Source organism: Blastococcus sp. SYSU D00922, assembly GCF_054050495.1.
In genome coordinates, this window is the sequence record NZ_JBJGZL010000002.1 from 130,794 (window position 1) to 143,512 (window position 12,719).

The following is a 12,719-nucleotide window of genomic DNA, read 5'->3' on the forward strand; positions in this document are numbered from 1 at the left end:
GTCAGGCGCCGAACCCCGCCATCGCAGCCCGCGCGGCCTCCGCTACGCGCTCGTGGATGTCCGCCGGCGCCGGTCGCGCGCCGGGCTCGAGGAGCCCGGGGCCGCCGCGCAGCGCGTCGCCGTCCCGGTGCGGGGCCAGGTTGAGGTGCAGGTGCGGCACGCGGTCCCCGAACACGTAGACGTAGGTCTTCTCCGCGCCGGCCGCGTCGCGCAGCGCGCGCGTGGCGCGGGCGAGCACCGGCCCGAACGTCGCCGCCTCGGCGCCGTCGAGGTCGGTGACGAAGGGGATGTGCCGCTTGGGCTCGAGGTGCGCGAACCCGGGCACCGGTCCCTGCAGGACGGCGGACAGCCGCCACAGCTCGTCCTCCCAGAGCCGGGCGCGGCCGAACTCGGCGTCGGCCAGTTCGGGGACGCACAACATGCAGTCGTCGACCGGATCGGAGCTCACGGGCGCGAGCCTGCCAGCCGTGAGGTGCCCGGGTCAGATCAGCGAGAGCTGTTCGCCGCAGGCCGAGTGCTCGCCGGGCGCGGTCGACGGCTCGAGCTCGCCCTTCGGCCGGACCCCGGGCATGCCGCCGGAGGGCAGGCTGCCTTCCGGGAAGCCGACCTCCGGGTCGCCAGGCACGCCCGTCGGGTCGACCGCCTTCCGGGCCGTCCCCCCGCTCTGGCGGTCGAGGCCGTGCTTCGCCAGGAGCGGCGCCACCCGCCGCGCGAGCCAGGTGCGGTACTCGGCCGGCACGTAGGCACGGCGGGCGTAGAGCTGCTGGTAGCGCGGCACCAGTTCCGGGTGCTCGCGCGAGAGCCACGCCATGAACCACTCGCGCGCGCCGGGGCGCAGGTGCAGCGGGATGACGGTGACCCCGGCGGCGCCCGCAGCGGCGATCGCGCCGAGTGCCGAGTCGAGGCTCGCGACGTCGTCGGTCAGCCCGGGGAGCACCGGTGCGAGGAAGACCCCGCAGGACAGTCCCGCATCGGCGAGCGCCTTCACGAGGTCCAGCCGCGCCCGCGGGCTCGGGACCCCCGGCTCCAGGCCGGCGTGCAGCTCGTCGTCCCAGATGGCCATCGAGATCCCGAGGCCGAGCGGTACCTGGAGGGCGGCCTCGACGAGCAGCGGGACGTCCCTGCGCAGCAGGGTGCCTTTCGTCAGGATCGAGAACGGCGTGCCGGAGTCGGCCAGGGCGGCGATGACTCCGGGCATCAGCTTGTAGCGGCCCTCCGCCCGCTGGTACGGGTCGGTGTTGGTGCCGAGCGCGACGTGCTCACGCGTCCAGGACGGCCGGGCCAGCTCGCGACGCAGCACCTCCACCAGGTTGGTCTTCACGACGACCTGGGTGTCGAAGTCGCGCCCGGAATCGAGTTCCAGCCATTCATGCGTCTTCCTGGCGAAGCAGTTGTGGCTGATCACCCCGTTCGCGACGAAGTCTCCGGTGCCGGTGGTGATGTCGAACATCGGCATCTCGAGACCGAGGTCCTCGATGCTGACCACTCGGAGGTCTGCATCGCTCTTGAGGGCGATCCCGTCGACAGTGCACTTCCGACGGATCGCAGGGTCGACGAGGTGGAGGAAGCGCAGGTGTTCCCGCAATCCCCCGCGGAGTCGGATGCTGCGCACGCGGTTCGGCAGCTGACGGTCCTCCAGCACGGCGTCGAAGTCGAAAGCCGAGAAGGCTTGTCCCGTTCGGCGCAGCATCTCGTCGTCGGCGTTGCTGATCCGGAGGACACCGCCGCTGCGAGATCCCTCCGCGTCGAAGATCCTGGCCAGGAACCCCCTCTGCCACGCACTGGTGGGTCGCGACGGCCAGTCGGTCAGCTCCTTGATCCGCGCGACCTTGCCCGCAGCCGAGGTGCGGATGGCCGTCATCGCACGGCGGGTGTCGGTGGCGGAGGTGAAGGAGAACCAATCGGTGGTCACACCCTCCTGCGCCAGGTAGGCGCGCGTCCGGTGGAGTCCCTCGACGTCCGCGAGAGCAAGGCGGAACCGGTGGACGTCGCCGTGCGTGCGGCCAGCTCGTGCGTATCGGTAGATCTTCAGGTTCGCGTCGCCGCGCACCATGCCGGTCAGATAACCGCGCCGGTACTCGCGGCACGCGGAGAGCGTGTCCACGGTCCTGCCGAAACCGCGGAGGCTGTCGTTGGTCGTCAGGTACGGGCGCTGACCGACGCCGCTCATGGCGCCCGTGACGTGTTTCCAACCCCGCCCGGTGAGGAAGCGGTGGTCGCCGCTGGCCACGAGCTCGGTGCCGTCGCGAAGGGTCACCCGGTGCGCCGGCTTGATGGTCGACCAGTGTGCGAGGACCTCGGTCTGGACGTAGTGGCGGTAGGTCCCGCGCTGCTCGGTCCCGATGATGCGATCACCGACCCGCAGATCCGCGATACGGCGCTGGCTGCCGTCCGCCATCAGCACCTGGGTGTCCCCGCTGAGGCAGTAAACACATTGATGACTGCATCCCCGATATGGGTTGATCGTGTACGGAAATGGCATCGCCGATTCGCCGGGCACGTGGTTCAGGGCGCTCTTGGCGCGGACCTCGTGGAACGTCAGGCCGGGGAACTCCGGCACCTGCACGCTGCGGAGCAGCCCGCGGATGCTCGGCATGCCCGGCAGCGTGGTGGGCTCGTCGAGGTCGAGCCGCTGCGCGTCCCATCGCATGACGACCATGCGAACACACGTTCGAACGGATGTCCAGTCTCAGGACGGCTGGAGGTCCACCCGCACCATGACGGCGTCGGCCGGTGCTGTGCCGGTGGCCCCGTAGACCGCCAGCCCGCGGCCGCACTCCTCCGGTTCCTCGGCGCCCACGACGGCGACCGCCGTCCCGCGCAGGTGCCGGCCGCCGAGCCACACCTCGACCGGCGCCGGCGCGCGCAGGTTCCGCCACCAGGTCTTCCGCCCGGCCTGCCCGACCAGGATCCAGACCAGGTCGCCGTTCCGCACGTACTGGCAGACCAGATCGTGCGGGATCGCCGTCCGCCGGCCGGTGTACCGGACCACGGCGAGCGACCGGCCGAGACCCCGCCCGAGCCGCGTGCGCAGCACCCGGAGCAGCACCGGGTTGGCGACCCGGTTGGTCCAGAACCAGGAGCGGCCGGCCATCAGATCGGTGGGCGGTCCTCGTAGAAGGTGGAGAGGACCACCGTCGTCCGCGTGGTGACGTTCGCCGCCGCCCGGATGTCCTGCAGCAGGTGCTCCAGCGCATCGGGCGAGGCCACCCGCACCTTGAGGATGTAGCTCTCCACCCCGGCGACCGAGTGGCACTCCTCGATGGCCGAGAGGTGCGCCAGCCGGGCCGGCGCGTCGTCGGGCTGGGCGACGTCGATCGGGGTGATCGACACGAACGCCGTCAGGGGCAGGCCGAGCGCCTTGGCGTCGAGCGTGGCCCGGTATCCGGTGACCAGCCCGCGCTGCTCGAGCCGGCGCACCCGCTGGTGCACCGCCGACACCGACAGGCCGACCTTCTCGGCGAGGTCGGTGTAGCTGGCCCGGCCGTCACGTGCCAGCGCGGCGAGGAGCGCGCGGTCGACGTCGACCGCCGCCCCCGGCTCAGCCGGGGAGTTCGACGAGCTCACGGGGACCGTGGTTCAGCACTCGGACGCCGTCCTCGGTGCAGACGACGATGTCCTCGATGCGGGCGCCGCAGCGGCCTGCCAGGTAGATGCCCGGCTCCACCGAGAACGCCATGCCCGGTACCAGCGGGATGTCGTTGCCCTCGACGACGTAGGGCGCCTCGTGGGTGTCCAGCCCGATTCCGTGGCCGGTGCGGTGGATGAAGTGCTCGCCCCAGCCGGCGTCGGCGATCACCGTCCGGGCGGCGGCGTCGATCGACTCGGCGGTCACCCCGGGGCGCACAGCATCCGTGGCGGCCCGCTGCGCCGCCTGCAGCACGCCGTACCACTCGGCCACGTCCGGGGCCGCCGGGCCGCCGACGACGTAGGTGCGGGTGCAGTCCGAGCGGTAGCCGGTCGGCGTCCCACCGCCGAGGTCCACGACGACGACGTCGCCGGCCTCGATCGTGCGGTCGGACAGCTCGTGGTGCGGGCTGGCGCCGTTGGGGCCCGAGCCGACGATGACGAAGTCGACGCTGACGTGGCCCTCCTCGAGGATCGCCGCGGCGATGTCGGCACCGACCTGCGCCTCGGTGCGGCCGACCCGGAGCCACTCCCCCATGCGGGCGTGCACCCGGTCGATGGCCGCGCCGGCGATCGCCAGCTCCTCGATCTCGGCGGCCGACTTCACCATCCGCAGGCGGTCGACGACGGGCGTGGCCAGCTCGAGGGCCGAGCCGGGGACGGCGCGCTGCACGCCGAGCGCGTGCTCGGCCCAGCTGCGAGCGCCCACGCCCACCCGGGACGGGGCGCCGCCGAGGCGGGCGCCGGCGGCCGAGGCCAGCAGCGCGAACGGGTCGTCGGTCTCGTCCCACGCGAGGACGTCGAGGCCGAGCTCCCCCGCCGGGCTCGCCGACACCATCGGCGCCTCCAGGCGCGGGACGACGAGGAACGCCTCGCCGCGGGCCGGCACCGCGAGGGCCGTGAGCCGCTCGAGCGGGTGGGCGTTGTAGCCGACCAGGTAGCGCAGGTCGGAGCCCGGCGTGAAGACGAGCAGGTCGAGCCCCAGCTCGCCGGCGATCTCCCGGGCGGCGTGCACCCGGTCGACCGTCACCAGGGGGCCGGTTCCGGCCGGTGCAGTCGCGGTTCCCACGCGCGCAGACTAACCAGCCGGACCGACGATCTCCGCAATCGTTGCCGGACCGCTACCGTCCGCCATCGTGACGACGATGCTGCTGGATGCCGCCAGCCTCTACTTCCGGGCCTTCTACGGCGTGCCCACCAGCGTGACGACGCCCGACGGCCGCCCGATCAACGCCGTCCGCGGCTTCCTCGACATGACCGCCCGGCTGCTGACCACGCACGGCCCGGACCGGCTCGTCGCCTGCTGGGACGACGACTGGCGGCCGGCCTTCCGCGTGGAGGCGCTGCCCTCCTACAAGGCGCACCGGGTGGCCCCGGAGGGCGGCGAGGAGGTGCCCGACGAGCTCAGCCCCCAGGTGCCGGTGCTGGTCGACGTGCTCGCCGCCGCCGGCATCGACCGGGTCGGCGCCCCCGGCTACGAGGCCGACGACGTCATCGGGACGCTCGCCACCCGCGCCCGCGGCCCCGTCGACGTCGTGACCGGCGACCGCGACCTGTTCCAGCTCGTCGACGACGACCGCGGCATCCGCGTGCTCTACACCGCCCGGGGCATCACCGACATCGAGTTCGTCGACGAGGCCGTGGTGGCCGAGAAGTACGGCATCCCGGGCCGGGCCTACGCCGACTTCGCCGTGCTGCGGGGCGACCCGAGCGACGGCCTGCCGGGGGTGGCCGGGGTCGGTGCCAAGACGGCGGCCGCGCTGATCAACGAGTTCGGCGACCTGGCCGGCATCCGGTCGGCGGTGGCCCGGACCGTCGTCCCGAAGCCGCCGCTGACCGCCGCGGTCCTCAAGAAGCTGCACGCCGCGGCCGGCTACCTCGACGCCGCACCGGTGGTGGTCGCCGTCGCGCGGACGATCGACCTGCCGCCGGTGGAGGGGACGCTGCCCCGGGCCCCGGCCGACCCCGACGCGCTGGCCGAGCTCGCCGAGCGGCACGGGATCGAGAACAGCGTCCGGCGGCTGGGCGCGGCCCTCGGGTGGCAGCTCAGCTGAGGATCAGGGCTCGGTCCACGTGTAGGCGGCGGTGTCCTCGTCGGTGATCGCGATCTCGAGGGTCACGTCCTCGCCGTCCGCCGTGGTCCCGGTGCACGTGTAGGTGGCGCCGGCCTCGACCTTCATCTCGTCGTCGCAGCTGAGCTCAACGGCGACGCCCTCGCGCTCCTCGAACTGCGTCGCGACGTCGCGCTGCACCGCGTTGCGGTCGAGCACCGTCGAGGACAGGTTCATCACCAGGACGACGACGAGCGCGATGAGCACGAGCAGCCCGGCGGTCACGCCGGCGATGAGGCCGACCCGTGACTTCGATGGAGCGGCCGCCGGCCGGTCGTAGGGCTGCTGCCCGAACGGCTGCTGCCCGTACTGGCCGTAGGGCTGCTGGCCGTACTGCTGCTGGCCGTACTGGGGCGCCCCGTAGGGCTGGGACGGCGGCTGCTGGGGCGACCCGTACGGCTGCTGGTACTGCGGCGCGCCGTAGGAGGGCTGCCCGTACTGCTGACCGGACGGGGGCTGGCCGTAGGGCTGCTGGGGCTGCGCCGGCGCGCCGTAGGACGGTCCGGGCTGCTGGGGGCGCTCGTAGGACGGCACCGGCTGGGTCGGCTGCCGGTCGGCGTCGCCCTCCCCCGGCGCGCGGCCGGGCTCGTCGCTGCCCTGCGGCGGGTTGGTCATGGGTCGCTCCCCGATCCGGCGTCCTCCCCGCGGCGACCGGCCGCGGGCGTGCGAATTCTGCCCTACCACCGACCCCCGCGGCCTGCGGCGAAACGCCGGTCAGCCACCGACCGCCACGGCGACCACGCCACGCCGCACCCGCCCGACCGCGGCCCGGGCGACGGCGGCCACCGGCTCCTCGGCGACCTTGGCCAGCTGGTCGAGCAGGTCGATCAGCTGCCGCATCCAGCGGACGAAGTCTCCGCCCGACAGCTCCGTCCCGGCCTGCTCGGCGCCGGCCAGCACCCGGTCCAGGCTCTGCCCGTCGGCCCACCGGTACGCGGCCCAGGCGAACCCCAGGTCCAGGTCGCGGGTGACCCGGACCCCGTGGGAGGACTCGACGTCCTGCAGCCGGTCGCGGATCCGGCGCATCTCCCCGATGGCGGCGGCGACCTTGCCGGCCGGGACCGCGGGCAGCGCCGGGTTGTCCCGCCGCGCCTCGAACACGACCGTCGAGGCGGCCGCCGCCAGCTCCGCCGGCGTGAGGCCGCGCCAGGCGCCCGACCGCAGGCACTCGGCGACCAGCAGGTCGGCCTCTGACCAGATCCGCGCCAGTCGTCGTCCGTCGTCGGTGACCACCGGGAGGTCGTCCGCCGCGCCGAGGACCTCCGTGTCGGCCGGCACCAGCGGCGCCACCTCCGGCACGAGGTAGCCCAGCTCCTCCAGGACGTCGCACGTGGCGTCGAACTGCCGGGTCAGCGACCCGGTCCGCTCGGTCATCTTCTTCTGCAGCGCGTCGGCCTCCCGCACCGACCGCAGCCACCGCTCCGCGACGCGCACCCGCTCCTCCCGGTCGGGCAGCTGGTGCACCGGGTGGTTGCGCAGCGCCTGCCGCAGGTCGGCGAGCACCGGGTCGTCCGCGGCCGCCGAGCGGTTCTTCACCCGCCGGGCACCGAGTTCGTGCTCGACGCGGGCGTTGCGCAGCGTCGAGGCGAGGTCGCGGCGGGCGTGCGGGCTGCGGTGGTTGAAGTTCTTCGGCACCTTGACCCGCGCCAGCGCCGTCACCGGCGTCGGGAAGTCGACCGACCCGAGCCGGCCGGCCCACTTGTCCTCGGTGACGACGAGCGGCCGGGGGTCGGCGAGGTCGGTGATCCCGGCGTCGATGACGACGGCCAGCCCCTGCCGACGGCCGCTGGGCACCCGGATCACGTCGCCCGGGCGCAGCGCGGCCAGGGCGTCGGCGGCCTCGATGCGCCGCTTGGCCTGCGAGTCGCGGGAGAGCTCCTTCTCGCGGTCGGAGATCTCGCGCCGCAGCTCGGCGTACGCGCCGACGTCCCCGCGGTCGGAGTGCATCTCCTCGGCGAACCGCGCGGCGTCCTGCTCGTGCCGGGCGGCGGCGCGGGCCAGGCCCACCACCGACCGGTCCGCCTGGAACTGGGCGAACGACGACGCCAGCAGCTCCCGTGCGCGGGCCCGGCCGAAGGAGCTGACCAGGTTGACCGCCATGTTGTAGCTGGGGCGGAAGCTCGACCTCAGCGGGTAGGTGCGGGTGCTGGCCAGACCGGCGACCACCGACGGGTCCATGCCCGGCGCCCAGATCACGACGGCGTGGCCCTCGACGTCGATCCCGCGCCGCCCGGCCCGGCCGGTCAGCTGCGTGTACTCCCCCGGCGTCACGTCGACGTGCGCCTCGCCGTTCCACTTCACCAGGCGCTCGAGGACGACGCTGCGCGCGGGCATGTTGATGCCCAGCGCCAAGGTCTCGGTGGCGAACACGGCCTTCACCAGGCCGCGGACGAAGCACTCCTCGACGGTCTCCTTGAACGCCGGGACCAACCCCGCGTGGTGCGCGGCGATGCCCGCGAGCAGGCCCTCCCGCCACTCCCAGAAGCCGAGGACGTGCAGGTCCTCCTCCGGCAGCGAGCCGGTGCGGCGGTCGATGATCTCGGCGATCTCGGCCCGCTCCGCCTCGTCGGTGAGCCGCAGGCCCGACAGCAGGCACTGGTGGACGGCGGCGTCGCAGCCGTTGCGGCTGAACACGAAGGTGATCGCGGGCAGCAGCCCGGCGGCGTCCAGCCGGCTGATGACGTCGGGGCGCGCCGGCGGCCGGTAGCGCGGCTTGTGCCACGACTCGCGGCGCCCACCGCCGTTGCCGCCGTGCCAGCTGTCGATCCGCCGCTCCTGCTCGCGGACGTACCGGACCAGCTCCGGGTCGACGACGGACGACCCGCGCTCGCGGGTGGACAGCTCGCGCGGGTTCTCGCCCTGCTCGGCCGCGTGCGCCGACGGGCGGAGGGAGAACAGGTCGAACACCCGGTTGCCGACCAGCATGTGCTGCCAGAGGGGCACCGGGCGCACCTCGCTGACCACGACCTTCGTGTGGCCGCGGACGGTGACCAGCCAGTCGCCGAACTCCTCGGCGTTGCTCACCGTCGCCGACAGCGAGACCAGGGTGACCCACTCCGGGAGGTGGATGATGACCTCCTCCCAGACCGCGCCGCGGAAGCGGTCGGCGAGGTAGTGCACCTCGTCCATCACCACGTAGCCGAGGCCCTCGATCGCCGGGGAGTCGGCGTAGAGCATGTTGCGCAGCACCTCGGTGGTCATCACGACCACGGGCGCGTTGCCGTTGACGGCGTTGTCGCCGGTCAGCAGGCCGACGCTGTCGGCGCCGTAGCGCTCGACGAGGTCGGCGTACTTCTGGTTCGACAGGGCCTTGATCGGCGTCGTGTAGAACGCCTTGCGCCCCTCGGACAGCGCTTTGTGGATGGCGAACTCGCCGACGACGGTCTTGCCCGCCCCCGTGGGCGCGCAGACCAGGACGCCCGAGCCCTCGTCGAGCGCCTCGCACGCCTCGACCTGGAACGGGTCGAGGGAGAACCCCAGCTCGGCGGTGAAGTCCGACAGCGTGGGGTGCGCGGTCCGCCGCCGCGCAGCCGCGTAACGCTCAGCGGGGCTGGACATGCCCCCACGTTAGGCGCGCGAGACGCAACCGGCTCGCAGGGCCGCGGCGGGCGCCGGGGCTCGGGGTCAGCGGGCTCCGGTGAGCACCGCTGCGTAGCGGTCCAGGTACAGCGGCCAGCCCTGGTCGGTGGCGATGCCCTCGCGGACGGCTTCCCAGCCGGGACCGTGCCGGTCGATGTTGCGGTGCTCGAGCTCCACCCGGGTGCGTCCGGCACCCTCGGCGACGAATCGCACCTCGACCTCGCTGGCGTTCTCCGGGTCGGCCACGATCTGCCAGTCCGGCCCGATGTCCCAGCTGAAGACCACCCGCTCGTACGGCTCGTAGACGAGCACCCGCGCCCAGCGGCACTCGCCGCCGTCCTCGGCGATGTCGACGATGGAACCGCCGACGCGCGGTTCGAACACCGTCCGTGCGATGGGCGAGCGCATGAGGTTGTGCTCGCGCGGCTTGAAGTCCCCGAAGTTCTCGGTGAACACGGTGAACGCCCGCTCCTGGGGCGCCTCGACGAGGATCTGCTTGCGAACGGTGGCGGTGGCTGCCTGGGTCATGACCTCTCCTGTCCTGGTCCTGCTTCCGGTGCGATGTCGGGGTGTTCCTCGATGTCGTCGGGGGAAGCGACGGCGCCCTGGAAGCCGGCCAGCGCGCGGTTCCAGTAGGTGTCGAGCTGGTCGCGCATCGCGGCGACGCCGGCCGGGTTCAGCCGGTAGATCCGCCGCGTCCCGGCGACGCGTTCGGCGACCAGGCCGGCGTCCTTGAGCACCTTCAGGTGCTGTGACACCGCGGGGCGGCTGATCGGCAACGCGTCGGCGAGCTCGCCGACCGCCCGTGGGCGCTCGGCCAGGCACTCGACGATGGCCCGACGCGAGGCGTCGCCCAGCGCGTTCCACGCATCACCGGCTCGGTCAGCTCCCACGAACGGTAAGCCTGGACGAACCGATCACGGTCGTCAAGGGGTGGGGGCGTCAGACCCGTCCGGTGCCGACCACGGTCAGGGCACCCGGGATGCACTCCGCGAGCGCGGGCAGCGGCGCCACCGGCTCGCCGTCGGCGTAGGTGGTGACGCCCGGGCTCGCCAGCTCGACGCGGGAGGCGCGGAACACCGACACCGACGGGTGGTCGACGTGCGTGCCGGTGGTCAGCCGCGGCTTGGTGCGCATCAGCTCGAGCCTGGTCGACGCGCCGACGACCGTGACGTCGAACAGGCCGTCGGCCGGGTCCGCGCCCGGGCAGATCTTGAGCCCGCCGCCGTACCAGGCGGTGTTGCCGACGGCGACCATCGTGATCGGCAGCGTCTGCGACTCGCCGTCGAGCACCAGCGTGAGCTCGCGCGGCCGCAGGCGGGCCAGCTCGGCGAGGACGGCGACGTCGTAGCGCCGGCGTCCCCGGGGCCAGCGCAGCCGGTTGGCACGGTCGCTGACGGCGGAGTCGAAGCCGCAGCAGAGCACGGTCGCCCACCAGCGGTCCCCGGTGCGGCCGGCGTCCACGGTGCGCACCGAGCCGGACTGCAGGTCCTCCGCCGCGGCGTGGGCGGCGGCGACCGGCTCGGCGAGTCCGCCGAGGGCGCGCACCAGGTCGTTGCCGGTGCCGGCCGGGACCAGCGCCAGCGGCGTCGTCGTCCCGGCGACGGCCTGCAGCGCCGCGTGGACGGTGCCGTCACCGCCGACGGCGACCACCGCCCGGGTGCCGGCGGCGACCGCCTTCCCCGCCAGCCGCTCCCCGCCGGCACCGCTGCTGGCCGGCAGGACCTCCGGGGTGAAGCCGGCGTCGCGGAAGGCGCCGAGCACGTCCGCGGACAGCGCGGCGCCGCGACCGCGGCCGGCCGACGGGCTCACCAGGAGGGCGACGTCCGCCGTCATCGGGGCGTCGGCGACGGGGCGTCGTCCAGGGAGGACGGCCGCGCGTCGAGCGGGGACGCCTCGTCGTCGCCGAGGTCGTGGAAGTGCTCGACCGCGTCACGCCTGGCGCGGCGCCTGTCGACGACCCGGGCGATCTGGATGGCCAGCTCGAAGAGCAGGATCATCGGCCCGGCCATCAGCAGCATCGTGAACGGGTCCTGGGTGGGCGTCACGAACGCGGCGAAGACGATGGTGAGGAAGAAGATCCACCGCCGGCTCTTCCTGAGCACCTCGTAGCTGAGGACGCCCACGAGGTTCAGCGCGATCGCGATCAGCGGCACCTCGAAGCTGACGCCGAAGGCCACGAGCAGGGCGAGCACGAAGCCGATGTAGTCCTGCGCCGTCAGGGCGACGACCACGCCGTCCCCCGCCAGGCTCAGCAGCAGTTCCAGGCCCTTGGCCAGCGAGAGGTAGGCCAGCAGGGCGCCGAGCGCGAACAGCAGCGACGAGACGGCGACGAACGTGAGGCCGTAGCGCTTCTCGTTGCGCTTGAGGCCCGGCGTGATGAACGCCCACAGCTGGTAGAGCCAGAACGGCGCGGACAGCACCGCGCCGGCCAGGAACGCGACCTTGAGCCGGATGAACACGCCGCCGAAGACGTCGGTGATCAGGAGGCCGCAGCCGCTGTCGGCGTCGCCGTAGCGCAGGTCGGGGTCCAGGCCGCAGTACGGGTCGCGGATGAAGTCGCCGAGGCCGTGCTCGTACCACCAGAAGGCGACCGCGGTGGCGATCAGGAGCGCCAGCAGCGCCTTGGCGATCCGGTTGCGCAGCTCGGTGAGGTGGGCGACCAGCGACATGGTCGCCTCGGCGTCGCGGGGTGCGCGGCGCCGACGCAGCCGGGGACCGCTCACCGTCGACCTGCCTGGTGCGGGTGGGTCAGCGGGTGCCGTCGGCCGCGCGGGACTGCTCGGCGCGGGCGCGCAGCTCGGCCGCACGCGCCTCGGCGACGCGGGCCTCCTCGTGCAGCTGGGCGGTCAGGTCGCCGCCGGCGGGCGCCGCCGTGGGGCTGGCCGGCGCGACGATCTCGCCACGCACGGGGGTGGTCTGCGCGGCGTCCTTCGAGCGGAGCCCCCCGCCCGCGGAGTCGTCGTCCTTCATGCCCTTCATCTCGCCCTTGAAGATGCGCAGCGAGCGGCCGAGCGAGCGCGAGGCGTCGGGCAGCTTCTTGTAGCCGAACAGCAGCAGGATGGCCAGGATGATCAGGCCGATCTCCAGCGGGCCGAGATTCACTGGTCCTCCAGGGGGTGCGGGTCTCGCGGGCGATGCTACGCCGAGAGGGGTTCGGATCCGGGCCTTCGCGCGGTTGTCCCCGAGCGTTCAGCGCCGGTTCGCCGAGGCTTCCGCCACCTCGTTCGCCCGGGCTGCGGCGGCCTGGAACTGCTCCAGCACCGGCCGGACGTCGCGCTCGGCGGCCTCCAGCTCGCGGCCGAGCCGGCCGAACGCGCCGAGGAGGCCGTAGGCCAGGACGCCGAGGACGACGAGCGACAGCACCAGCACGGCGGCCAGCACGATCCAGAACACCACGCG

14 protein-coding genes are annotated in these 12,719 nt (G+C 73.5%); 1 reads left to right on the top strand and 13 read right to left on the bottom strand.

The window, feature by feature from the left end:
* Window position 1: 1 nt before the first annotated feature.
* Genes ACI78T_RS03260 through ACI78T_RS03280 form a run of 5 tightly spaced genes read right to left on the bottom strand, consistent with a single transcriptional unit; the run spans window position 2 to window position 4,696 of the window.
* Entirely contained in the window at window positions 2-448 is a 447-nt protein-coding gene (locus ACI78T_RS03260) for an HIT family protein (protein ID WP_456556638.1), read from the bottom strand.
* Window positions 449-481: 33 nt separating this feature from the next.
* Complete coding sequence (locus tag ACI78T_RS03265) at window positions 482-2,659, bottom strand: intein-containing Rv2578c family radical SAM protein (protein ID WP_456556639.1); 2,178 nt, start codon at window positions 2,657-2,659, stop codon at window positions 482-484.
* Window positions 2,660-2,689: 30 nt separating this feature from the next.
* The gene (locus tag ACI78T_RS03270; RefSeq protein WP_456556640.1) at window positions 2,690-3,094 is read right to left on the bottom strand and encodes a nitroreductase/quinone reductase family protein; all 405 of its coding nucleotides are present in this window, start codon (window positions 3,092-3,094) and stop codon (window positions 2,690-2,692) included.
* Complete coding sequence (locus ACI78T_RS03275) at window positions 3,094-3,567, bottom strand: Lrp/AsnC family transcriptional regulator (protein WP_456556641.1); 474 nt, start codon at window positions 3,565-3,567, stop codon at window positions 3,094-3,096. The genes ACI78T_RS03270 and ACI78T_RS03275 overlap by 1 nt, the downstream gene beginning before the upstream one ends.
* Window positions 3,542-4,696 (bottom strand): M24 family metallopeptidase, encoded by a 1,155-nt coding sequence (locus tag ACI78T_RS03280; protein ID WP_456556642.1) that lies wholly within the window; start codon window positions 4,694-4,696, stop codon window positions 3,542-3,544. The genes ACI78T_RS03275 and ACI78T_RS03280 overlap by 26 nt, the downstream gene beginning before the upstream one ends.
* A 76-nt stretch (window positions 4,697-4,772) precedes the next feature.
* On the opposite strand from ACI78T_RS03280, the gene ACI78T_RS03285 reads away from it, so the two are divergent.
* Window positions 4,773-5,681 (top strand): 5'-3' exonuclease, encoded by a 909-nt coding sequence (locus ACI78T_RS03285; protein WP_456556953.1) that lies wholly within the window; start codon window positions 4,773-4,775, stop codon window positions 5,679-5,681.
* Window positions 5,682-5,684: 3 nt separating this feature from the next.
* Here the strand turns inward: ACI78T_RS03285 and ACI78T_RS03290 are convergent, their stop codons facing one another.
* From ACI78T_RS03290 to ACI78T_RS03325, 8 genes are all read right to left on the bottom strand, one after another.
* On the bottom strand, window positions 5,685-6,353 hold the full coding sequence (locus tag ACI78T_RS03290) for a DUF4333 domain-containing protein (protein ID WP_456556643.1): 669 nt from the start codon (window positions 6,351-6,353) through the stop codon (window positions 5,685-5,687).
* 99 nt (window positions 6,354-6,452) lie between these two features.
* Window positions 6,453-9,296 carry a DEAD/DEAH box helicase gene (locus ACI78T_RS03295; protein WP_456556644.1) on the bottom strand — a complete coding sequence of 948 codons (2,844 nt, stop codon included), beginning with the start codon at window positions 9,294-9,296 and terminating at the stop codon, window positions 6,453-6,455.
* Between the two features lie 66 nt (window positions 9,297-9,362).
* A complete protein-coding gene (locus ACI78T_RS03300; RefSeq protein WP_456556645.1) occupies window positions 9,363-9,845 on the bottom strand; it encodes an SRPBCC family protein in 483 nt (160 codons plus the stop codon).
* Window positions 9,842-10,210 (bottom strand): ArsR/SmtB family transcription factor, encoded by a 369-nt coding sequence (locus ACI78T_RS03305; protein ID WP_456556646.1) that lies wholly within the window; start codon window positions 10,208-10,210, stop codon window positions 9,842-9,844. The genes ACI78T_RS03300 and ACI78T_RS03305 overlap by 4 nt, the downstream gene beginning before the upstream one ends.
* Window positions 10,211-10,259: 49 nt before the next feature.
* Window positions 10,260-11,153, bottom strand: a complete 894-nt coding sequence (locus ACI78T_RS03310) for a diacylglycerol/lipid kinase family protein (RefSeq protein ID WP_456556647.1) — start codon at window positions 11,151-11,153, stop codon at window positions 10,260-10,262.
* Window positions 11,150-12,043 carry a twin-arginine translocase subunit TatC gene (gene tatC, locus ACI78T_RS03315; protein ID WP_456556648.1) on the bottom strand — a complete coding sequence of 298 codons (894 nt, stop codon included), beginning with the start codon at window positions 12,041-12,043 and terminating at the stop codon, window positions 11,150-11,152. The genes ACI78T_RS03310 and tatC overlap by 4 nt, the downstream gene beginning before the upstream one ends.
* A 25-nt stretch (window positions 12,044-12,068) precedes the next feature.
* Complete coding sequence (gene tatA, locus ACI78T_RS03320; protein ID WP_456556649.1) at window positions 12,069-12,422, bottom strand: Sec-independent protein translocase subunit TatA; 354 nt, start codon at window positions 12,420-12,422, stop codon at window positions 12,069-12,071.
* Window positions 12,423-12,509: 87 nt separating this feature from the next.
* Window positions 12,510-12,716 carry a hypothetical protein gene (locus ACI78T_RS03325; protein ID WP_456556650.1) on the bottom strand — a complete coding sequence of 69 codons (207 nt, stop codon included), beginning with the start codon at window positions 12,714-12,716 and terminating at the stop codon, window positions 12,510-12,512.
* Between the last annotated feature and the right edge of the window lie 3 nt (window positions 12,717-12,719).